A 20867-nucleotide genomic window follows, 5' to 3' on the forward strand; every position below is an offset into this window, starting at 1 on the left:
CACATTGGCGGAATGAACGTTGCCACTTTTCTTGCCTCACGGGGCGGAACGGCCACCGCGGCTGACCTTGACCGAGCTGGATTCAGCCGCCACCGAATTGCCACGGCCGTGGCCCAGGGCACCATGGTGAGGATCCGCCGCGGGCAATATGGGCTGCCGCAGGATTCCGGCGTCTACCGGGCGGTGCGCGAACTGAAGGGTTTGCTGACGTGCCTGTCGGCCGCTCCGGGCTACGGCTTGTGGACCTTGGCGCCGGCCCAGTCCATGCATTTGTGTCTTGGGCATCGGGCGGCACCGCCCGGCGCCGTGGCCCATGGCCGCTGCAGGCATCCCCGGCACCCGTGGTTGCCCGTGACCGGACTCGCCGACGTCCTGATCCATGCACTCCATTGTCTGCCCGAGTTGGAGGCCCTTGTCATGGTCCAGTGTGCTGTGGGCCGGGGGGAGATCAGTCTGGCCTTCCTCCGCAGCAGGCTCGAGGGCAACCGCAACGGCCGCGCCAGATCGGTGCTGGACCTGGTCATTCCCCGAGCGGATTCCCTGCTGGAAGTTCTGGCCAACACCGCCTTCCACCGCGCCGGGCTGTATGTCCGACGGCATGTGGAGATTCCCGGAGTGGGCGAGGTGGACTTCCTCGTTGAGGACATTCTCGTGGTGGAGACGGACGGCGCATCGCATTTGGAGCCGCTGCAGGTGAAGAAGGACCGGGGCCGGAACAACGCAAGCCTCGTCGGAGGCTACCTGGTTCTCAGGTTCGGCTACGACATCATCGTCCACCACCCCGAGCGGATGCTTGCGCAGGTTCTCGCGGTGCTGGAGTTGTGGCGTCGGGGTGGGTACCACCCGTGACGGGCGGGTCACCTTCGCCGTCCGGGGCTACTTTGAGGCCTCAGTTGGGGATTTCTGGGCGGGTGGGCGGCGTGTCCGTGCCAAAGTGCCCCCGCACTGCAGGAACCAGAGGCCCTCAGGTTCCGACGCCGATGAGAAGGCCCGCCTAGTCCTCGTCCTCGTCGTTGAAGGCCCACTCAAACATGTCGAAGACGAATTCGGAGAAGGTCCCTTCCTCGCTCTTCCACTGGCCGCGGGCGTTGTTGCGGCGGTACACGATGGGATCCGGGATGCTGAGGTCCCCGACGCGGAAGCCCCAGGTGAACTGCTCTTCCTCGTCCTCGAGGAACATGAGGAAACCCTCGTCATCGACTTCGAGCTCTTCGGGGTCCCAGAAGTAGTGGTAGGCCTCCATGATGTCCTCGCAGCCGCCGACTGCCAGGTAAAACTCGCGCAGGACCAGCGGGACTTGGAATTGGTGTTCGGCCAGGGCGGCGTCGAGCTCGCCGGCCGGGAGGCCATCTTCTTCCTGCCATTCGTCTTCGAGATACTTCGGGACAAGCGCGCGGAATTTCTCGAGGAACATGTCAGTCATGGTCTTATCCTAGCTAATCCTCAGCGGTCGTTTTCCGCGGTGTCCAGGCCCAGTCGGTGCCAGCCGCGCACCGCCAACGGAACGTACCAGTGGCGCCGCCAGGCCGTGACCCGGAAGGCGAAGACAAGCCCGGCGACGGCGCAGGCGGTCACCGCGGTGAAGGTCCCCGTGAGGGACAGGATCACGGTCGACGCCGACCCGGCGAACGCCGGCAGCGCGTACAGATCTTTGGGGTCGAAGAGCTGCGGCACCTCGTTGGCGGTGATATCCCGCAGCAGGCCGCCGCCCACCGCCGTCGTGACACCCAGCAGGACGGCAGCCACGGGATTCATCCCGGCCTCCTGGGCCTTCAGGGTGCCGGTGATGCAGAACAGGGCCAGCCCGCCGGCGTCGAACAGGATCAGCAGCGAAGTGAAACGCTGGACGCTGGAGAACAGGAAATACACCAGTACCGTGGCGAGCAGGGGAGGCACCAGATACGCCGGGTTGGTGAACGCCGCGGGCGGGCCTGCGCTGATGATGATGTCGCGGATGACGCCGCCGCCCAGGCTCACCATGGAGGCCAGGAGCAGCGAGCCGATGATGTCGAACTGCTTCCGCGCCGCGAGCAGCGAGCCGGAGACCGCAAAGAAGAACACGCCGGCGAGGTCAAGCCAGACCAGGACAAGGCTGAAGGAGAAGGTCATGAAGCGTCCCGGTCGATTACAAGGGGGCGGATAGGGCGGCTCCAAGGCTACGCTAACGGCTATGAATAGCCCCATCCTGATCGCCTGCGCCCACGGCACGTCGAGCCCGCACGGGGCCGGGGAGGTCAACGCGCTCCGGGACGGCATCGCCGGGCTCCGTCCCGGGCTGGACGTCCGCGAGGCCTACGTCGACGTGCAGGACCCGGACCTGCCGGTCGTCGTGGCGGGCCTGCCAGCGGGAGAAGCCGCCGTCGTGGTTCCGCTGCTGCTGAGCGTCGGCTACCACGTCAAGGTGGATATCGCCCGGGCCGTGAAGAGCCGGCCGGGCACCCTGGCCGCGGCGCCGCTGGGGCCGGATCCGCGGCTCGCAGCGCTGCTGGACCAGCGGTTGCGCGAGGCCGGGGTCAAGGACATCGACGCCGTCGTCCTCGCCGCCGCCGGTTCCTCCGATCCCAGCGCGGCGCAGAATGTCGAGGAACTTGCGGACCAGCTCCGTGCCCTGCGTTCCAACCGGATCGTGGCCGGCTACGGCGCCTCCGCCACGCCCTCCGTTCCCGACGCCGTCGCCATGCTCCGCGAGGAGGCCGCCGGTGGTGCCGGCGCGGGGGAGTCGGCCGGAGCGGTGGACCTCGGCGGAAGGGTGGTCATCGCCTCGTATCTCCTGGCGCCCGGCTTCTTCCATGACCAGCTGGCCAAGGCCGGCGCGGACCTTGTGACGGCGCCGCTGCTGCCCTCTCCGGTCCTCGCCGAAATTGCCCTGGAACGCTACGACGCCGCGCTGGCCGCAGCCCCACAACCCCGGCCCTGACGGTCCCCGCAGATGCACAGCCGCAGGGCGACTTCAAGGGTTTCCGGCGGTTCGTGACGAAATGTTTCCCTAGGTGACTCCCCGTTTCTGACCCTTTGTGACGGGATTACGGCCGCCCCTACAGTCGATGCATGACTGATACAGCTCTAGCCGGAGCGTCCACGGACGAGGCTGCCGCCGGCCGCACCAAGCGCCCTTCCCGTCCGGCCGCAAAGCCGCACGGGCAGTGGAAAGTGGACGGCACCACGCCGCTGAACGCCAACGAGACCTGGAAACAGGAAGACAACGGCCTCAACGTCCGCGAGCGTATCGAGTCCGTCTACTCCAAGCACGGCTTCGACTCGATCGACGGCACCGACCTGCACGGCCGCTTCCGCTGGTGGGGGCTCTACACCCAGCGCAAACCCGGGATCGACGGCGGCAAGACCGCCACGCTTGAGCCGCACGAACTCGAAGACAAATACTTCATGCTCCGCGTCAGGATCGACGGCGGTGCGCTCACCACCGAGCAGCTGCGCGTCATCGGCCAGATCTCCGTGGACTTCGCCCGCGACTCGGCCGACCTCACGGACCGCCAGAACATCCAGCTGCACTGGATCCGGGTCGAAGACATGCCCGAGATCTGGCGCCGGCTCGAGGGCGTGGGGCTGTCCACCACGGAAGCCTGCGGCGACGTGCCCCGCGTGATCCTCGGCTCCCCGGTGGCGGGCATCGCCAAGGACGAGATCATCGACCCCACGCCGCTGATCCAGGAACTCGCCGAACGGTTCATCGGCGACCCGGAACTGGCCAACCTGCCGCGCAAATTCAAGACCGCCATCACCGGCCACCCCAGCCAGGACGTGGTGCACGAGATCAACGACGTCGCCCTGGTGGGCCTGGTCCACCCCGAACTCGGCATCGGCTACGACCTCTGGGTGGGCGGCGCGCTCTCCACCAACCCCATGCTGGGCAAGCGCCTCGGCGCCTTCGTCCGGCCGGACCAGGCCGCCGACGTGTGGCTGGGCGTCACCAGCATCTTCCGCGACTACGGCTACCGGCGCATGCGCACCAAGGCCCGCCTGAAGTTCCTGCTGGCCGACTGGGGACCGGTGAAGTTCCGGCAGGTCCTCGAGGACGAATACCTCGGCTACAAGCTCTCCGACGGCCCCGCGGCGCCCAAGCCTTCCACCCCCGGGGACCACATCGGCGTGCACGAACAAAAGGACGGCAAGTTCTTCATCGGCGCCACCCCGCTGGCCGGCCGCCTCTCCGGCAGCCAGCTGGTCAAGCTCGCGGACACCCTGGAGGCCCGGGGCTCACAGCGCCTGCGCACCACCCCGCACCAGAAGCTCGTGGTCCTCGACGTGCCCAAGGACGAGGTCCAACCGCTCGTGGCCGAGCTCGACGCCCTGGGCCTGTCCGCCCGGCCCTCCGTGTTCCGGCGCGGCACCATCGCCTGCACCGGCATCGAGTTCTGCAAGCTCGCCATCGTGGAAACAAAGGTTACGGCGGCGACGGCGGTGGCCGAGCTGGAGCGCCGCCTGGCCGACCTCGCCGAGAGCAAGCAGCTGCCGCAGGCGCTGTCCCTGCACATCAACGGCTGCCCCAACTCCTGCGCCCGGATCCAGACGGCGGACATCGGCCTCAAGGGCATGATGCTGCCGACGCCCGACGGCGACCCCACCCCGGGCTTCCAGGTCCACCTCGGCGGCGGGCTGGCGTCCGACAGCCGCGAAGAGGCAGGCCTCGGCCGCACCGTCCGCGGCCTGAAGGTCACCGCCGGGGAACTGCCCGACTACGTGGAACGCGTGGTCCGCAAGTTCGTCGCCGACCGCTCCGAGGGCCAAAGCTTCGCCGAGTGGGCGTTCGCCGCGGACGAGGGTGATCTCCAGTGACCGCTGCACTCCGCACCCACGACGAGCTCAAGGCCCTCGCCGAGGCCGGCGCTGCCGAACTCGGCTGGGACGCCCCGGCCCGCGATGTCATCGCCTGGGTGGCCCGGAATTTCGAGCTGCCGGCGGTCGCCGTCGCCTGCTCCATGGCCGACGCCGTCCTGCCGGCGCTTGTCGCGGACCAGCTCCCCGGCGTCGACGTCCTGTTCCTGGAGACCGGCTACCACTTCCCGGAGACGCACGCGACCCGCGACGAGGTCGCGGCCAACCTGCGCGTCAACGTCGTGGACGTCCTGCCGGAGAACACCGTGGAACAGCAGGACCGGCTCCTGGGCAAGGACCTCTTCGCCCGCGACCCCGCCCAGTGCTGCGCCCTGCGCAAAGTGGCGCCGCTGCGCCGCACCCTGGCCGGCTACGAGCTCTGGTTCACCGGAGTCCGCCGCGACGAGGCCCCCACCCGCACCAACACGCCGCTGATCACCTGGGACGAGGCCAATGGCCTGGTCAAGGTCAACCCGGTGGCGGCCTGGACGTTCGACCAGCTGGTGCAGTACTCCGACGACAACCTTCTTCCCGTCAACCCGCTGCTTTCACAGGGCTACCCGTCCATTGGCTGCCAGCCTTGCACCCGCAAGGTGGCGCCCGGCGACGACCCCCGCGCCGGACGCTGGGCAGGAACCGACAAGACAGAATGCGGACTACACGTATGAGCAACTTCCCGACTTCCGTGGCCGTCGACCCCGATGCCGCCACCTTCACCACCACCGCCTCCGCAGCAGATGCCGCCCCCGCCCCTGCGCCGCGCGGCATACGTCCTTCGGACGATGCGCGCGGCTCCGACAGGCCCGATGCCACTCCCGGGGCGGCATCTGCCGCTGCGGCTACGGGATCGGCTCGCCTGTCGTCTTTGGACACTTTGGAATCGGAAGCGATTCACATCATCCGCGAGGTCGTTGCCGAGTTCGAGAAGCCTGCGCTGCTGTTCTCCGGCGGCAAGGATTCCGTGGTGATGCTGCACCTGGCCACCAAGGCCTTCTGGCCTGGCAAGGTGCCTTTCCCGGTGCTGCACGTCGACACCGGCCACAACTTTCCCGAGGTTATCGAGTTCCGCGACCGGACCGTGGAACGGCTGGGACTGAAGCTCGTCGTCGGCAGCGTGCAGGAGTTCATCGACTCCGGTGAGCTGGCCGAGCGTGCCGACGGCACCCGGAACCCGCTGCAGACGGTGCCGCTGCTGGATGCGATCCAGCGCAACAAGTTCGACGCCGTCTTCGGCGGCGGCCGCCGAGACGAGGACAAGGCCCGGGCTAAGGAGCGGATCCTGAGCCTGCGCGACGAGTTCGGCCAGTGGGACCCCCGCAACCAGCGGCCTGAGCTGTGGAACCTCTACAACGGCCGGCACACAGTGGGCCAGCACGTCCGGGCCTTCCCGATCAGCAACTGGACCGAACTTGATGTGTGGCGCTACATCGAGCGCGAGAACATCGAACTGCCGGGCCTGTACTACGCCCACGACCGCGAAGTCTTTGCCCGCGACGGCATGTGGCGCGCCGTCGGCGAGGTCTCCCAGCCGCTTGATCACGAGGAAGTCATCACCAAGACCGTCCGCTACCGGACCGTCGGCGACATGTCCTGCACCGGCGCCGTGGAATCTGCCGCCGCCACCGTGCGCGACGTCGTCATTGAGGTTGCCGCCTCGACCATCACCGAACGTGGCGCCACCCGGGCCGATGACCGCATCTCCGAGGCCGCCATGGAAGACCGCAAGAAGGACGGCTATTTCTAATGAGCACGGAAACGTTTCTCCCGGGCCCGGACCTCGTTGCCGCGGCGCTGCCCACCACGCTGTTCCGCTTCGCCACTGCAGGCTCCGTCGATGACGGCAAGTCCACGCTGGTGGGTCGGCTCCTGCACGACTCGAAGGCGATCCTTGCCGACCAGCTCGACGCCGTCGCCCGCACCTCCGCGGACCGCGGGTTCGGCGGCGAAAAGGGCGGGATCGACCTCGCCCTGCTGACCGACGGCCTGCGCGCGGAGCGCGAGCAGGGCATCACCATTGACGTCGCCTACCGCTACTTCGCCACGGACCGCCGCAGCTTCATCCTCGCGGACTGCCCCGGGCACGTGCAGTACACCAAGAACACGGTGACCGGCGCGTCCACCGCGGACGCCGTCGTCGTGCTCATCGACGCCCGCAAGGGTGTCCTGGAGCAGACCCGCCGGCACCTGTCCGTGCTGCAGCTGCTGCGCGTGGCGCACGTGATCGTGGCTGTGAACAAGATCGACCTCGTGGATTTCAGCGAGGACGTGTTCCGCGAGATCGAGGCGGACGTCCAGCAGGTGGGGCGCGAGCTTGGGCTCGGTTCCGACGGGGTCGCGGACCTCCGGGTCATCCCCGTATCCGCCCTCGACGGCGACAACGTGGTCGACGCTTCGGAGCGCACCCCGTGGTACGACGGCCCGGCGCTGCTGGAAGTCCTGGAGACCCTGCCGGCCGCCGACGAACTCGAGAGCCACCTCGAAAGCTTCCGGTTCCCGGTCCAGCTGGTGGTCCGGCCACAGGGCGCGCTGGCCCCGGACGCGATCGCCGGCGGCCTCGATCCCGAGGCCTACCGCGACTACCGTGCCTACGCCGGCCAGATCACTGAAGGCTCCGTGAAGGTGGGGGACCAGGTCAGCATCCTGACCCCGGGGCAGGACCCGCGCACCACCACCGTCACCGGGATCGACTTCGCGGGCCGTGAGCTCGCGGAGGCGGCCGCCCCGCAGTCTGTGGCCCTGCGCCTCGCGGATGAATTCGACGTCGCCCGCGGGGACACGATCGCGGCCGCCGGGACCATCCGGGAGGCATCGGCCGATCTGTACGCGGCGCTTTGCTGGCTCTCGCCCAAACCGCTCCGGGAGGGCACGAAGGTCCTGGTCAAGCACGGCACCCGCACGGTTCAGGCTCTGGTCCGGAACGTGACGGGCAAACTGGACCTCGCCAGCTTCGGCCTGGAGCCGACCACCACCCTGGAGCTCAACGACATCGGGCACGCACAGCTTCGGCTCGCCGCCCCGCTGCCGCTGGAGAACTACCTGCACCACCGCCGCACCGGGGCGTTCCTGGTGATCGACCCGCTCGACGGCAACACCCTCGCCGCGGGCCTGGTCAACGACCACCCGGGCGACCACGAGGACGAGCGCTACTCGATCTAGTTTGTTGGTCTGATCCGCCGTTCCTTGATTGATGCACGAAGCCCCGGTCCGGAACTTTCCGGACCGGGGCTTCGTACATTTGGTTGCGGCTGATGGTGTCGGGGCAGTACCAGCTGTTGCGAAGCGACCCTTAGGCGCCGGGAGGCCGGTACTTGATCTGCTCGGCCTGCCGCAGGGCTTCCATCGTTTCGTCGACGGTCAGGAGCACTGTCGTTTCGAAGGAGCTCAGCGCGCCGCCTCCGCTGATCGCCAGTGCCACCGCGGCCATGGACACATTGTCCGGGGCCTCCCATAAGTTGAAACCGTCGTGGGAGCCGAAGGCGTACCAGAAACCGTGTAGCTTCCCGCCGACCGACTCTATGTACGTCTGCGCGGCCTTTCTGCGGTCCTCGGGATTGTTGATCAGTTTCGCCCAGGTCTCCGGTGTGTAGCTGAACTTCGACAGATAGAGCGGCATCGTCTCGTCCTTTCCTTGCTGCCGGTAGTGCCGGCGGTGCCGATCCAGCAAGAATGGCAGTCCCTTGCCCGGTCAGCAATGGCTGCCGGCACCCTGTACCGGCGGGAATGGCCTTGCCCTGTGTTTCAACGAATGTGACGCTGCGTGAACCCGCGTGACCCCCGGTTTCCGGACCGTTGAACCCCGAATATGACTATCCCTATGGTGAATGAATGAAGACAAAGGAACGGTTCCCCGGCCTCCCCCGCAGGGACTTCCAGGGGCGATGTCGCCGGCGCTGACCACCAAGCCCGGCCCTTCCGCACACCCCAGAACAGGACTTCACCCATGTCACGCACCCCCGAAAACCCCGTGCCCGGCACGCAGCCGGGCACCACCCGGATCGTCGCCGGCGAGACCGGAAAACCCAAACGCAAGCGCACCCTTGAGATCGCCCTCGTCGCGGGGCTCGTGCTCCTGATCGGCGCCGGCGCAGCCGTGGCGTCCTCGCTGTCCCGCAGCCCGGTGTCCGCCCCGGCAGCGGCCGCGGCGGACACCGGCCCGGCAAGCGAGCTCAAGCTCGGCTACTTTGGCAACATCACCCACGCCCCGGCCCTGGTGGGTGTCAACAAGGGGTTCATCGCCAAGGAACTCGGTCAGACCAAGCTCAGCACGCAGGTTTTCAACGCCGGCCCGGCCGCGATCGAGGCCCTCAACGCCGGCGCCATTGACGCCACCTACATCGGCCCCAACCCGGCCATCAACTCCTATGTCAAGAGCAACGGCCAATCCATCAGCATCATCGCCGGCGCCACGGCTGGCGGAGCGCAGCTGGTGGTCAAGCCCGGTATCAACTCGGCCGCCGACCTCAAGGGCAAGACGCTCGCGTCCCCGCAGCTCGGCGGCACGCAGGACGTGGCCCTGCGCGCGTGGCTTGGCAAACAGGGGTTCAAGACCTCCACGGACGGCAGCGGCGACGTCGCGATCAACCCGACCGAGAACGCCCAGACCCTCAAACTGTTCCAGGACGGCAAGCTCGACGGCGCGTGGCTGCCGGAGCCCTGGGCCTCCCGCCTGGTGCTCCAGGCCGGCGCGAAGGTCCTGGTCGATGAGAAGGACCTGTGGGAGAAGGGCGAGTTCGTCACCACCATCCTGATCGTCAACAAGAAGTTCGCGGCCGAGCACCCGGCCACCGTGCAGGCGCTCCTCAAGGGCCATGTGGAATCCGTCGATTGGCTCAACGCGGCGCCCGCCGCCGAGAAGGCCACCGTCCTCAATGCCGGGCTCAAGGCAGCCGCCGGCAAGGCGTTGCCGGCCGACGTGATCGACCGGTCCCTGAAGAACATCGTCTTCACCACCGACCCGCTCGCAGGGACGTACAAGAAACTGCTGCAGGACGGCGTCGACGCCGGCACCACCAAGCAGGCCGACATCAACGGCATCTTCGACCTCACCGCGCTCAACAGTGTCCTGGGCGAGAGCGCGGCCGGCCAGAAGATCTCCGCCGAAGGTCTCGGCAAGGACTAGCTCCCGGGCCCTCCGCCATCCGCCACAACAGTAAGGACCAGACCATGCCAGTCGTACTGGAACACCTGGGCAAGCGCTTCGGCGCCGGCGCCCCGGTGCTGGACGACGTCAACGCCACCATCGGGCAGGGCGAGTTCGTCGCCCTGCTCGGTGCCTCCGGCTGCGGCAAGTCCACCCTGCTCAACATCATGGCGGGACTGGAGGCCCCGACGTCGGGCGCCCTCGAAGTGCCCAGCGACGGCGCCGCCTTCATGTTCCAGGACGCGGCACTGTTTCCCTGGCTGACCGCGCGGGAGAACATCGAGCTGGCCCTGAAGCTGCGCGGCGTCGGGAATGCCGACCGCAGGGTCCGGGCGGGGGAGCTGCTGGACCTGGTGCACCTGGGCGGTGCGGGGGACAAGCGGCCCCACGAACTCTCCGGCGGGATGCGCCAGCGTGTGTCCCTGGCCCGGTCGCTGGCCCAGGACCGGCAGTTGCTCCTCATGGACGAGCCGTTCGCGGCCCTGGACGCGATTACGCGGGACCTGCTCCATGACGAGCTCGAACGCATCTGGAAGGAAACCGGCCGGACCATCGTCTTTGTCACCCACAACGTCCGCGAGGCCGTCCGGCTTGGCCAGCGCGTGCTGCTGCTTTCCTCCCGGCCCGGCCGCGTGGTGCGGGAATGGCACGTCAGCGAAGAACACCGCACCGACGCCGGCCTGGCCGGCCAGCTCACCGGCGAAATCACCGCCCGGCTACGCGAGGAGATCCGCCGCCATGCCAAGTAACCAACTTCCCGTGGCGGAAGCCCCGGCCGAGACCCGCAAGGTCCACGCCGCACTGACCCGTTCCTCCAGCGGCAAGGAAGACCTGCGCGAGCTCGAAGCGGGCCTCGATTCCCTGCAGTCCGACTCCATCCGCAAGGCCCGCATCGATTGGAGCCGGATCCTGCTTCCGGTGGCTGCGCTCGCGGTGCTGCTCATCCTCTGGCAGCTGTACGTGTCGCTCGGCTTCAAGCGGCGCGACATCGTGCCCGGCCCGCTGGATGTTATCGGCCAGATCGGAACCCTGTGGAGCGAGGGCAAGCTGCAGGAGGCCGTCTGGACCTCGCTGCAGCGCGGCGTCGTAGGCTTCCTGATCAGCGTGGTCGTCGCGACTCCGGTGGGGCTCCTGCTGGCCCAGGTGGCACCGCTGCGCCGTGCGTTCGGGCCGCTGATCTCCGGGCTGCAGGTCCTGCCGTCCGTGGCCTGGGTGCCGGCAGCCATCCTCTGGTTCGGCCTCACCGACGCCACGGTGTATTTCGTGGTCTTCATGGGTGCCATTCCCTCGATCATCAACGGCCTGATCTCAGGTGTGGACCAGATTCCGCCCCAGTACCGCAGCGTCGGAAAGGTCCTGGGTGCGTCCCGGCTCCAACTGGCCCTGCAGATCATCCTGCCGGCGGCCCTGCCCGGGTACCTCGGCGGCCTCAAACAGGGGTGGGCGTTCTCCTGGCGCTCGCTGATGGCAGCGGAAATCATCGCCGTGGGCGGCACCATCGGCTTTGGCCTGGGCTCCATGCTGGACCAGGGCCGCGTCCTGTCGGACATGACCATCGTGATGTCCGCCATCCTGCTGATCCTCGCCGTCGGCATCCTGATCGAACTGCTCGTCTTCGCCCCGATTGAAAAGCGGCTGCTCCGCCGCCGGGGCCTCCTCTCCGGCAGCACCCGCTAGGCCTAACTGCGCTTAGCGCCCCACCACCTCTGACACCGCACCACCCTGACACCGCAACGCGGGGTCACTTGCGGCCCATATTCCTCAGGTTTATGGGCCGTGAGTGACCCCGCGTTGCTTTTGCGATGACTCCTTGCCCGGGCTCGGGCACGGGCCTACACTCACGCCTAGAGGCCGGGTTGCGGCCCACTCCAAGACTGATTCCACGATTGATTCCTAGGAGGTCGCTGTGGCAGCAAAATTTGGCGTGCTGGCCCTGGTCGAAGCCAAGGCGGGGAAGGAACAGGACGTCTGGGACTTCCTGAACGGGGGCCGCGAGATCGTGCTCAACGAGCCCGGAACGCGTACCTGGTACGCCTTCCGGGTCAATGAGAACACCTTCGGCATCTTCGACACTTTCGATACCGAGGGGGACCGGCAGGCCCACCTCAATGGCGCCATCCCGGCCGCCCTCGGTGAACATGGTCCCGCCCTGCTCGCCAAGGATCCCGACATCAAACTGATCGAGCTCATCGCAGTGAAGTAGGCCGGGGCCCGCGCTCCGGGCACCCGAGCCGCCAAGACGACGGCGGCGCGGGGGCACATTGACACGGACACGCCGTCATTCTGGCCCGAGATGACTGCCCCGGCCGTCAAAGTGCCCCCGGACCGCTCCCAGCCCGCCCACTTGAGCCCGCCAACAATGTGACGTGGCGTTACCTTGCGTGAACTGGTGTTTCCGCACCGTTGTTCCGCTATGTGACGCCGCCCTATCGTCGATGCATGGCAATTCAGGACATTTACCCCACGGCGCTGCGCCTCCTCGGCCGTCCCGTGCTGGTGGTCGGCGGCGGACCGGTGGCCGCCCGGCGCACCAAGGGGCTGCTCGACGCCGGAGCCCGCGTCCGCGTCGTGGCACCGGTGGCCTGCCCGGCGCTGGCTGAACTCGCCGACGCCGGCCTCCTGACCTGGGAGCCCCGCCCGTACCGCCCCTCCGACGTCGACGGCGTCTGGTTCGTCCAGACCGCCACCGGCGACGCCGCCGTGGACGCTCAGGTCTCGGCCGACGCCGAGGCGCAGCGCATCTGGTGCGTCAACGCCTCCGACCACGAAGCTTCCGCCGCCTGGACACCCGCCGTCGCCGTGGTGGACGACATCAAGATCGCCGTCAACGCCGGCGGAGACCCGCGCCGCGCCATGGCCCTGCGCGACGCCGTCGCCACCGCCCTGGACGCCGGCGACCTGCCGCTGCGCCGGCGACGTGCCGCCACCGGCACCGGATCCGTGGCCCTCGTGGGCGGCGGTCCCGGCGACACCGGGCTCATCACCGTCCGCGGCCGCCGGCTCCTTGGCCAGGCCGACGTCGTGGTGGCGGACCGGCTCGGCCCGCGTGAACTCCTGGCCGAACTGGCCCCGGACGTCCGTGTGGTGGAGGTCGGCAAGACTCCCGGCCACCATCCGGTGCCGCAGTCCGAGATCAACCGGATCCTGGTCGAAGAAGCACTGCAGGGCCACCGCGTGGTCCGGCTCAAGGGCGGCGACCCCTACGTCCTGGGCCGCGGCGGCGAGGAAGCCGAATTTTGCCGGCAGCACGGCGTCGAGGTCGAAGTGGTTTCCGGCGTCACCTCGGCCATTTCCGTCCCCGCCGCCGCCGGCATCCCGGTCACGCACCGCGGGCTCGCCAAAGGCTTCAGCGTGGTCACCGGCCATGAGGAACTTTCGGAAGTCCCGGCCCGCGCCGACCACACTGTGATCCTGCTCATGGGCGTGGGCCAGCTGCGCGATTCCGCAGCCTCCCTGGCCCGCGCCGGTTTGCCTCCGGAGACGCCTGTTGGCATCGTAGAGAATGGATACCTGCCAAACCAGCGGGTGACCATCGGAACTCTCGGGACCATCGCGGACCAGGCGGAGGCTGCAGGCGTCGCGAACCCCGCCGTGATCGTGATCGGCGACGTGGTCCGCGTCAGCCCGTTCGCGCCGTCGCACTTCAAGACCGCGGACTACAGCACCACCTCCCCGAACGCTCCCCGCACCACCCAGACCCGCGTACTGACCCCCTAACACCCGTCGATTGCTCCATAACTGCCGTTATCAAGCCTCAAAAGGGCGTTTGTGGAGCAACGGATGCAGAAGAAAAAAGGAACACAGCCGTGTCAACTAGCACCCCCGTAGGAACCGCCGCCCGCCCGCTGCGCGTCGCCGTCGTCGGCTCCGGTCCCGCCGGCGTCTACGCCGCGGACATCCTGACCAAGAGCGAGGCCGTCAAGAGCGGCGAGCTCACCGTCAGCATCGACCTCTTCGACCGCTACCCGGCACCCTACGGCCTGATCCGCTACGGCGTGGCCCCCGACCATCCCCGCATCAAGGGCATCGTCAACGCCCTGCACAAGGTCCTGGACCGCGGCGACATCCGGTTCTTCGGCAACGTGGACTACGGCACGGACCTGTCCATCGATGACCTCCGCACCCACTACGACGCCGTCATCTTTGCTACCGGAGCCATCAAGGACGCGGACCTCAACATCCCCGGCATCGAGCTCGAGGGCTCCTACGGCGGCGCCGACTTCGTGTCCTGGTACGACGGCCACCCCGACGTGTCCCGCGAATGGCCGCTGGAGGCCAAGGAAATCGCCGTGATCGGCAACGGCAACGTGGCCCTGGACGTGGCCCGCATGCTCTCCAAGCACGCCGACGACCTCCTGGTCTCCGAAATCCCGGACAACGTCTACGCCGGGCTGAAGTCCTCGCCCGTCACGGACGTGCACGTGTTCGGCCGCCGCGGACCGGCCCAGGTCAAGTTCACGCCCCTGGAGCTGCGCGAACTCTCCCACTCCAAGGACGTGGACATCATCCTCTACGCCGAGGACTTCGAGTTCGACGCCGAGTCGGACCGGCAGATCCAGAGCAACAACCAGACCAAGACCATGGTGGGCACGCTCACCAACTGGATCGCCGGACAGCCCGAGGACCTCTCGGAGCTCACCGCGTCCCGCCGGCTGCACCTGCACTTCCTGCACAGCCCGGTGGAGGTGTACGACGGCGCCGAGGCTCCCGGCCGCGTCGCCGGGATCAAGTTCGAGCGCACCGAGCTGGACGGCACCGGCAACGCCCGCGGCACCGGCGAGTTTGTCGACTACCCGGTCCAGGCCGTGTACCGCGCCATCGGCTACTTCGGCTCCGCCCTCCCCGAGGTCGAGTTCGACCACAGCAAGGGCGTCGTCCCGAACGACGGCGGCCGCGTCCTGGATGCCGCCGGCACCCACGTGCCGGGGATCTACGCGACCGGCTGGATCAAGCGCGGGCCGGTGGGACTGATCGGCCACACCAAGGGTGACGCCCTCGAAACCGTGACCTACCTGCTCGAGGACCGCGAGAACCTGCCGCTGGCCGCGGCGCCCGCCCCCGAGGCGATCGTCGAACTCCTGGCGGGCCGCGGCGTCGAGTACACCAGCTGGGAGGGCTGGCTTGCCCTGGACGAGCACGAGCGCGCCCTGGGCGAGAAGGCCACTGCGGCCGGCGAGTCGCACGGCGTCGCCGTCCAGCGCGAGCGCATCAAGGTGGTGCCCCGCGAGGACATGGTGGAGATTTCCCGCGGCGCCGCCGTCGAGGTCTAAGCGCCGCGCTTGCCCATTCACTGGCGGTAGTCAGTAGGCTTACCGTCATGGATGGACACGATTCGCCCAGGGCCGGCCAATGAGGCTCCGTCACAGCAACGCGTCCGGCCGCGGCTACCGCAGGGTTCCCGCCGGTACTGGGTTCAGTTACAAGGACCTGGACGGGTCCACCCTGCCGCCCGGTCCTGTGCGGGAGCGGCTCGAGGGCATCGGGATCCCGCCGGCCTGGACGGACGTCTGGATTGCCCCGTACGACAATGGGCACATCCAGGCCACGGGCGTCGACGCGGTGGGCCGGCGGCAGTACATCTACCATCCGAGCTGGCGGGAACGGAAGGACCGGCTGAAGTTCGACCGGTCGCTCCAGCTGGCCGAGACCCTGCCGACCGCACGCCGCCTGGTGACCATGGACCTGCGTTCCGACGGGCTGACCCGGGAGCGGGTGCTGGCGGCCGCCTTTCGCATGCTCGACAGCGGATCGCTGCGGGTCGGCTCGGAGCGCTACACCAACGAAAACGGCAGCCACGGCCTCGCCACCCTGCTCTGCGCCCACGTCAAGGTACGCAAGGACGAACTCCGGCTCAGTTTCCCGGCCAAGAGCGGCAAGACCTGGGAGTCGCGGATCGACGACGCCGACCTCGCCGCCGTCGTGCGCCAGCTGAAGCGGCGCGGCGGCAAGACCCGGCTGCTGGCCTATAAGGACGGCCGCAGCTGGCATCCGGTGTCGAGTGCGGACATCAACGAGTACGTCAAGGAGCGCACGGGGGAGGACTTCACTGCCAAGGACTTCCGCACCCTGCGCGGGACGGCGGCGGCAGCCGTCAGCCTGGCGCAGAGCGGCCCGCAGGCGAAAGTCTCGGCCCGTAAGAGCGCGGTGAGCCTCGCCATGCAGGACGCGGCCGCGGTCCTGGGCAACACGCCGTCGATCGCCCGGAAAAGCTACGTGGATCCACGGCTGCTGGACCACTTCGCGGCGGGGGAGACGATCGACCCGAGGCGGCTGGATTCCGCCGAGTCCGAGATCCGCGCCCTGCTGTACCAGGAAGGCGACGTGGTGCCGCTGCGGAAGGCCGCGGGCTAGTATCCCGGCGGGGCCCTCGCAACGCACCCGGCCGCACGCTCGCCGGCGCGGCTACATCGGCTACTTCGGCTACATCCGGCCGAAGCGCGCCCGGACCATCGCGAACACGCCGTAGGCAATGAACCCCGCCCCGATCGCCAGGAGCAGGTACGGGCCGAAGGGGTGGTCCCGGAGTGCCTTGAGGCTGCCGTCCAGGCCGGTGGAAGAACTGGGGTTGTTGGTCGCCGCGGCGATGRCGAAGAGCAGCCCGGTCAGGATCAGCGCCAGCCCTTTCGCGACGTGGCCGGTGACCCCGAGCACGCTGATCAGCCTGCCGCGGTGCGTCCCTTCGAAGTGGTGCAGTTCCTCCTTGAACTTCTTCCCGAAGCCCTTGACGATGAAGTACACGCCGATCCCCATGATGATCAGCCCGAGGCCCACCAGGGCCGGAACCCCGAACGGGGACTGGACCAGGGCCGTGCTGAAGTCCCGCGTCGAGTCGCCCGAATCGCCGCGCTGGCCGAGCGCGAAGCCCGCGAAGCTCAGCCCGACGCTCCCGTACGCTATGGCGAGGAAGCCGGAGGAAATGAGTTTGCCCAGCTGTTCCCGGCGCGGCAGGTGGCGGCCCCGAAGGGTCGCCTCGCTCAGTTGCCAGAGCGCGAGGCCCCCGCAGGCGAAGCAGGCCGCCCACATCACGGCCGGACCCCAGGGGTTGGCGGCGAGTTGTTCGATGGCGCCGGTGGGTTCGGCCTGGCCGGGCGCGCCCAGGACCAGGGCGACGGCGATGGCCCCGATCACGATATGAAGCAGCGCCATCACGGCGAATCCCGAACGTGCGACGACGTCGAGCACGGTGCTGTTCGACGCCGCCTCCGCGGTGTCGGCGGCGTCGCCGATGGCGGCTTCGATCCCGGACTCTTTTTCTGCCATGTTGATGCGGCTATTCCTCATCTGGTCCGGTGGAGCGGTTGTGCCGGTGTTGTGCCTGCGGCGGGGTGCCTATGCGCCGATTCTACGCGCGGCGAAGCGGCAACCGTTTGGACTATCACGTTGTTGGTAAGTGTGCTTACCATAGCCGGGTCATGGCCCCGCTCGTGGACATGCCGCGGACCGGCAGCCCCGCTGCCCCTGCGATTCGGATTCGAAGACAGACGATAGGAAGCTCAACATGGCAGGTAATCTTGTTGCCCGATCCATTCACGACCTGACGGCAGCCGCCTGGTTCGGCGGTTCACTGATGGGTGCCATAGGGCTCAACGGCGCGACGGCCGAAGCCAAGGACCCGGCGGAACGCACCCGCCTCTCAAGCCTGGGCTGGAAGAAGTGGGCGCCGTACCAGGCGGCGGCGTTCGGGGCGCATTTTCTTTCGGGACTCGCCGTCATCCGGGAGAACAAGGGACGGATGGCCAAGCAGGACGGCGTCACGCGCCTGAGCGTCTACAAGTCCGTCGTCACCCTCGCCGGTGCCGCTGTGACCCTGTACGCCGGCCTGCAGGGAGCCAAGGTGGACAAGCTGGCCGCCGAGGGCGCCAAGGGTGCCACCGAGCCGAAGCCGGGGGCCTCCGAGGAACTCCGTTCCGCGCAGCAGCAGCTGAAGATCCTGCAGTGGGCCATCCCCGTGTTCGCCGGCTGGGTGATTGTTCTGGGCGCCAAGCACGGCGAGATGCAGCGCCCCAAGAACGTCCTGACGGGCCTCATGCGCTAGCACCAGTACAACCGGCATATGCCGCGGAGGGCCGGAACATCGCGTTCCGGCCCTCCACAGTGGCAGGCGCACTCACGCCGGGACGGGATCCGAGACTGCGGCCCGGCCCTTCGAGTGCCGGGCCCGCAGGAAGACCTTGAACAGTTCGCCGAGGAGCAGCAGCACAACGCCCGGCACCAGGCAGAGCAGCCACTGTTGTCCCGTGAGCGGCAGTGTGCCGAACAAGTCCTGCATCACCCTCATCTGCGTGATCAGCATCGAGCCGAGGACGGCCCACGCGAACGCCCAGAGCAGCTTCGGGTTGGACACCGTGGCGGGCCCGAAGGCGCTCTCGGTCGGGTAACGCAGATTGAGCGCCACGAAGATGTTCATCAGCCCCAGCCCCACCACAGCCATACTCTGGCCGACTTCCAGCGAACCGTAGGTGGTCTTGCCGATCTGCACGAGGATCAGCGTTGAGGCCGCCATGAAAAGCCCGACGACGAACAGCCGCACCATCATCGACCGGACGATGATCGGCTGATTGAAGGGCCGGGGCTTGCGGTCCATGATGCCCGGCGTCGCGAGGTCCAGGCCCATCACCGCCCCAATGGGGGCGACGATGGCCATGTGGATCCACAGCACCTGGGCCGGACTGAGCAGGGCCGTGCCCGCAATCGCGAACGCGGAGGATCCGATGAACGCCAGAATGAACATGAACAGGTTGGCGACCTGGATCCGGATGAACTTCTGCAGGTTGTCGTACACGAGCCGGCCCTCTTCGACGGCCGCCACGATGGTGGCAAAGTTGTCGTCAGCCAGGATCATTTTGGCCGCGCCCTTGGCGACGTCGGTGCCGGTGATGCCCATCGCGATCCCGATGTCGGCTGCCGCGATCGCCGGGGCATCGTTCACGCCGTCGCCGGTCATGGCGACGATGTTGCCCTTGCGCTTGAGCACCTCGACCAGCCTGACCTTGTGTTCGGGCGCGACACGGGCGATTACGCCGATCCCGTCCACCTGGCTGTCGGCCTCCGCGTCGCTCATCGCCGCGAACTCGGCCCCGGTCACCGCGCGGCCCCTGATGCCCAGTTCGTCGGCGATGGCCGCCGCGGTGACGGCGTGGTCGCCGGTGATCATCCGGACCCGGATGCCGGCGTGCTTTGCCTTGGCGATGGCGGCCACCGCCTCGGCGCGCGGCGGGTCCACCTCGCCGATCAGCGCCGAAATCTCCAGATCCTGCATCAGCGCCATCAGGTCGCCCGAAGGCTGGAACGTCGCCGGGTCGAACTCGCGCTGCGCCAGGGCGAGCACCCGCCGGCCCTGGCTGGCAATGCGTTCGTTCTCTGCCAGCACCTTGCCGCGCATTTCGTCGGTGAGTCGCTCGGCGTGGCCGCCCGGCATCCGGCCGAACGAGGACCTGCTCAGGAGCACATCGGGTGCCCCCTTCACGTAGGCCCGGATCACGGGTCTGCCATCGGCCCCCGGCATCCGGTGGAACGTGGCCATGAACTTGTAGTCGGAATCGAACGGTACCGACGCCACGCGCGGGTTGTTCTGGCGGAATTCCTTGACGTCCACGCCGCCCTTCTGCGCGAGCACGTAAAGTGCGGCCTCGGTGGGGTCTCCGACCACCTCGCCGTCGTTAATATCGGAGTCGTTGCACAGGGCGCAGGAGAACATCACGTAGTCCAGGTCCCGCTCGGCGTCGCCGGTGGTCCGTTGGATCTGGCCGTCGAAGCTGTAACCCTCGCCGCTGACGGTGTAGTGGTGCTGCACGGTGGTGATCTCGCGCACCGTCATCTGGTTCAGGGTCAGGGTGCCGGTCTTGTCCGAATTGATGGCCGAGGTGGAGCCCAGCGTCTCGACCGCAGGGAGGACCTTCATGATGGCGTTCTTCTTGGCCATATTGACCGACCCGACGGACAGGATGGTGGTGACGACGGCGGGGAGCGCATCCGGGATGGAACCGACGGCCAGCGCCACACCGATTCCGAAGAGCACCGCGAAGGACTCGCCCGACGCCAGGCCCATCACGACGATGGCGATAAACGCGAAGAGGGCCGCGACAATGATGAAGATGGTGAGCCTGTCCACCTGCTTGGTGAGCGGGGTCTTCTCCGCTTTCTGTCCGGAGAGCATGTGGGCGATGTGGCCGACCTCAGACCCCATGCCGGTGGTAGTGACGAGGATTTCGCCGTGGCCCCGCGTCACGTTCGTGTTCATGAACGCCATGTTCAGGCGGTCGCCGATGCCGACGTCGTGCCGGCTGATGGTCGTGGTGTCCTTCTCGACGGCGACGCTCTCTCCGGTCAGGGCGCCCTCCTCGATCTGGAGGGTTGCCGCCAGGATGATCCGGCCGTCGGCGGGGACGCGGTCACCGGCATCGACCACCACGATGTCCCCGGGCACGATCTGCTCGGCGGGCAGCTCCACAACGTCACCGTCGCGGCGCACCTTGGCCATAGCCTTCATCATTTGCCCCAGGGAGGCGGCGGCTTCTTCGGCCTTGCCCTCCTGGTGGTATCCCAGCCACGCGTTGAACAGCGTCAGCAGGGTAAGCCCAATGGCGGTTCCGTATTCCGCGATCAGCAAGCTGACCAGGGCGGCGACCACGAGCACGATCTGCATGTAGTCCTGATAGTGCTTGAAGAACCGTTTCCAGACCGGCTCTTGCTTCGCGGCGGCCAGGGCGTTCGGGCCGTACTCCTGCAGCCGCTGCTGCGCCTCTCCCGTGCTCAACCCGCCGGCCGGATCCACCTTCAGCTCGGCCGCCACCTCCGCCGGTGCCAGCGCGTACCAGTTCGCGTCTGCCTCCGCCGGGGCCAACCCAGCTGCTGCACCGGGATCGTCGCTCATGACTTCCTCCTCATCGCGGGG

The 20867-nt window shown here is 68.0% G+C and carries 19 protein-coding genes; 14 read left to right on the forward strand and 5 right to left on the reverse strand.

Annotated features, from left to right (window positions below):
- Positions 1 to 12: 12 nt before the first annotated feature.
- The gene (locus tag AC1DZQ_RS10360) at positions 13 to 849 is read left to right on the forward strand and encodes a type IV toxin-antitoxin system AbiEi family antitoxin domain-containing protein (RefSeq protein WP_476963452.1); all 837 of its coding nucleotides are present in this window, start codon (positions 13 to 15) and stop codon (positions 847 to 849) included.
- A gap of 145 nt (positions 850 to 994) precedes the next feature.
- Here the strand turns inward: AC1DZQ_RS10360 and AC1DZQ_RS10365 are convergent, their stop codons facing one another.
- Complete coding sequence (locus AC1DZQ_RS10365) at positions 995 to 1423, reverse strand: hypothetical protein (RefSeq protein WP_026537472.1); 429 nt, start codon at positions 1421 to 1423, stop codon at positions 995 to 997.
- A 20-nt stretch (positions 1424 to 1443) separates the two neighbouring features.
- Complete coding sequence (locus tag AC1DZQ_RS10370) at positions 1444 to 2109, reverse strand: trimeric intracellular cation channel family protein (RefSeq protein WP_476963453.1); 666 nt, start codon at positions 2107 to 2109, stop codon at positions 1444 to 1446.
- Positions 2110 to 2170: 61 nt separating this feature from the next.
- On the opposite strand from AC1DZQ_RS10370, the gene AC1DZQ_RS10375 reads away from it, so the two are divergent.
- The 5 genes from AC1DZQ_RS10375 (at position 2171) to AC1DZQ_RS10395 (ending at position 7989) form a co-directional block, all read left to right on the forward strand.
- Positions 2171 to 2917, forward strand: coding sequence for a sirohydrochlorin chelatase (locus AC1DZQ_RS10375; RefSeq protein ID WP_476963454.1), 747 nt, complete (start codon positions 2171 to 2173; stop codon positions 2915 to 2917).
- A gap of 131 nt (positions 2918 to 3048) precedes the next feature.
- Entirely contained in the window at positions 3049 to 4794 is a 1746-nt protein-coding gene (locus AC1DZQ_RS10380) for a nitrite/sulfite reductase (protein WP_476963455.1), read from the forward strand.
- The gene (locus AC1DZQ_RS10385) at positions 4791 to 5501 is read left to right on the forward strand and encodes a phosphoadenylyl-sulfate reductase (protein ID WP_476963456.1); all 711 of its coding nucleotides are present in this window, start codon (positions 4791 to 4793) and stop codon (positions 5499 to 5501) included. Before AC1DZQ_RS10380 ends, AC1DZQ_RS10385 begins: the two co-directional genes overlap by 4 nt.
- Positions 5498 to 6577 (forward strand): sulfate adenylyltransferase subunit CysD, encoded by a 1080-nt coding sequence (cysD, locus tag AC1DZQ_RS10390; RefSeq protein ID WP_476963457.1) that lies wholly within the window; start codon positions 5498 to 5500, stop codon positions 6575 to 6577. The genes AC1DZQ_RS10385 and cysD overlap by 4 nt, the downstream gene beginning before the upstream one ends.
- Complete coding sequence (locus AC1DZQ_RS10395) at positions 6577 to 7989, forward strand: sulfate adenylyltransferase subunit 1 (protein WP_476963458.1); 1413 nt, start codon at positions 6577 to 6579, stop codon at positions 7987 to 7989. Before cysD ends, AC1DZQ_RS10395 begins: the two co-directional genes overlap by 1 nt.
- Positions 7990 to 8119: 130 nt before the next feature.
- On the opposite strand, the gene AC1DZQ_RS10400 is transcribed toward AC1DZQ_RS10395, so the two are convergent.
- Positions 8120 to 8446 carry a GYD domain-containing protein gene (locus AC1DZQ_RS10400; RefSeq protein WP_476963459.1) on the reverse strand — a complete coding sequence of 109 codons (327 nt, stop codon included), beginning with the start codon at positions 8444 to 8446 and terminating at the stop codon, positions 8120 to 8122.
- Positions 8447 to 8773: 327 nt separating this feature from the next.
- On the opposite strand from AC1DZQ_RS10400, the gene AC1DZQ_RS10405 reads away from it, so the two are divergent.
- The 7 genes from AC1DZQ_RS10405 to AC1DZQ_RS10435 all read left to right on the forward strand — a co-directional run bounded on the left by AC1DZQ_RS10405 (position 8774) and on the right by AC1DZQ_RS10435 (position 16324).
- The gene (locus AC1DZQ_RS10405; RefSeq protein WP_476963460.1) at positions 8774 to 9952 is read left to right on the forward strand and encodes an ABC transporter substrate-binding protein; all 1179 of its coding nucleotides are present in this window, start codon (positions 8774 to 8776) and stop codon (positions 9950 to 9952) included.
- Positions 9953 to 9996: 44 nt separating this feature from the next.
- Complete coding sequence (locus AC1DZQ_RS10410; RefSeq protein WP_476963461.1) at positions 9997 to 10722, forward strand: ABC transporter ATP-binding protein; 726 nt, start codon at positions 9997 to 9999, stop codon at positions 10720 to 10722.
- On the forward strand, positions 10712 to 11650 hold the full coding sequence (locus AC1DZQ_RS10415) for an ABC transporter permease (RefSeq protein ID WP_476963462.1): 939 nt from the start codon (positions 10712 to 10714) through the stop codon (positions 11648 to 11650). Before AC1DZQ_RS10410 ends, AC1DZQ_RS10415 begins: the two co-directional genes overlap by 11 nt.
- Before the next feature lie 229 nt (positions 11651 to 11879).
- Positions 11880 to 12176 carry a putative quinol monooxygenase gene (locus AC1DZQ_RS10420; RefSeq protein WP_476963463.1) on the forward strand — a complete coding sequence of 99 codons (297 nt, stop codon included), beginning with the start codon at positions 11880 to 11882 and terminating at the stop codon, positions 12174 to 12176.
- Between the two features lie 236 nt (positions 12177 to 12412).
- Positions 12413 to 13690 (forward strand): uroporphyrinogen-III C-methyltransferase, encoded by a 1278-nt coding sequence (cobA, locus tag AC1DZQ_RS10425; protein WP_476963464.1) that lies wholly within the window; start codon positions 12413 to 12415, stop codon positions 13688 to 13690.
- A gap of 89 nt (positions 13691 to 13779) precedes the next feature.
- The gene (locus AC1DZQ_RS10430) at positions 13780 to 15243 is read left to right on the forward strand and encodes an FAD-dependent oxidoreductase (protein WP_476963465.1); all 1464 of its coding nucleotides are present in this window, start codon (positions 13780 to 13782) and stop codon (positions 15241 to 15243) included.
- A 79-nt stretch (positions 15244 to 15322) separates the two neighbouring features.
- Positions 15323 to 16324 carry a DNA topoisomerase IB gene (locus AC1DZQ_RS10435; RefSeq protein WP_476963466.1) on the forward strand — a complete coding sequence of 334 codons (1002 nt, stop codon included), beginning with the start codon at positions 15323 to 15325 and terminating at the stop codon, positions 16322 to 16324.
- 69 nt (positions 16325 to 16393) lie between these two features.
- On the opposite strand, the gene AC1DZQ_RS10440 is transcribed toward AC1DZQ_RS10435, so the two are convergent.
- Positions 16394 to 17233, reverse strand: a complete 840-nt coding sequence (locus AC1DZQ_RS10440; protein ID WP_476963467.1) for a DUF1206 domain-containing protein — start codon at positions 17231 to 17233, stop codon at positions 16394 to 16396.
- Between the two features lie 238 nt (positions 17234 to 17471).
- Here AC1DZQ_RS10440 and AC1DZQ_RS10445 point away from each other — a divergent pair, with 238 nt between their 5' ends.
- Positions 17472 to 18008, forward strand: coding sequence for a hypothetical protein (locus AC1DZQ_RS10445; protein ID WP_476963468.1), 537 nt, complete (start codon positions 17472 to 17474; stop codon positions 18006 to 18008).
- A gap of 72 nt (positions 18009 to 18080) precedes the next feature.
- Here AC1DZQ_RS10445 and AC1DZQ_RS10450 read toward each other — a convergent pair whose 3' ends face one another.
- A complete protein-coding gene (locus AC1DZQ_RS10450; RefSeq protein WP_476963469.1) occupies positions 18081 to 20846 on the reverse strand; it encodes a cation-translocating P-type ATPase in 2766 nt (921 codons plus the stop codon).
- Positions 20847 to 20867: the final 21 nt, after the last annotated feature.

The sequence above is a fragment of the Arthrobacter sp. P1_C12_2 genome (genome assembly GCF_056406415.1).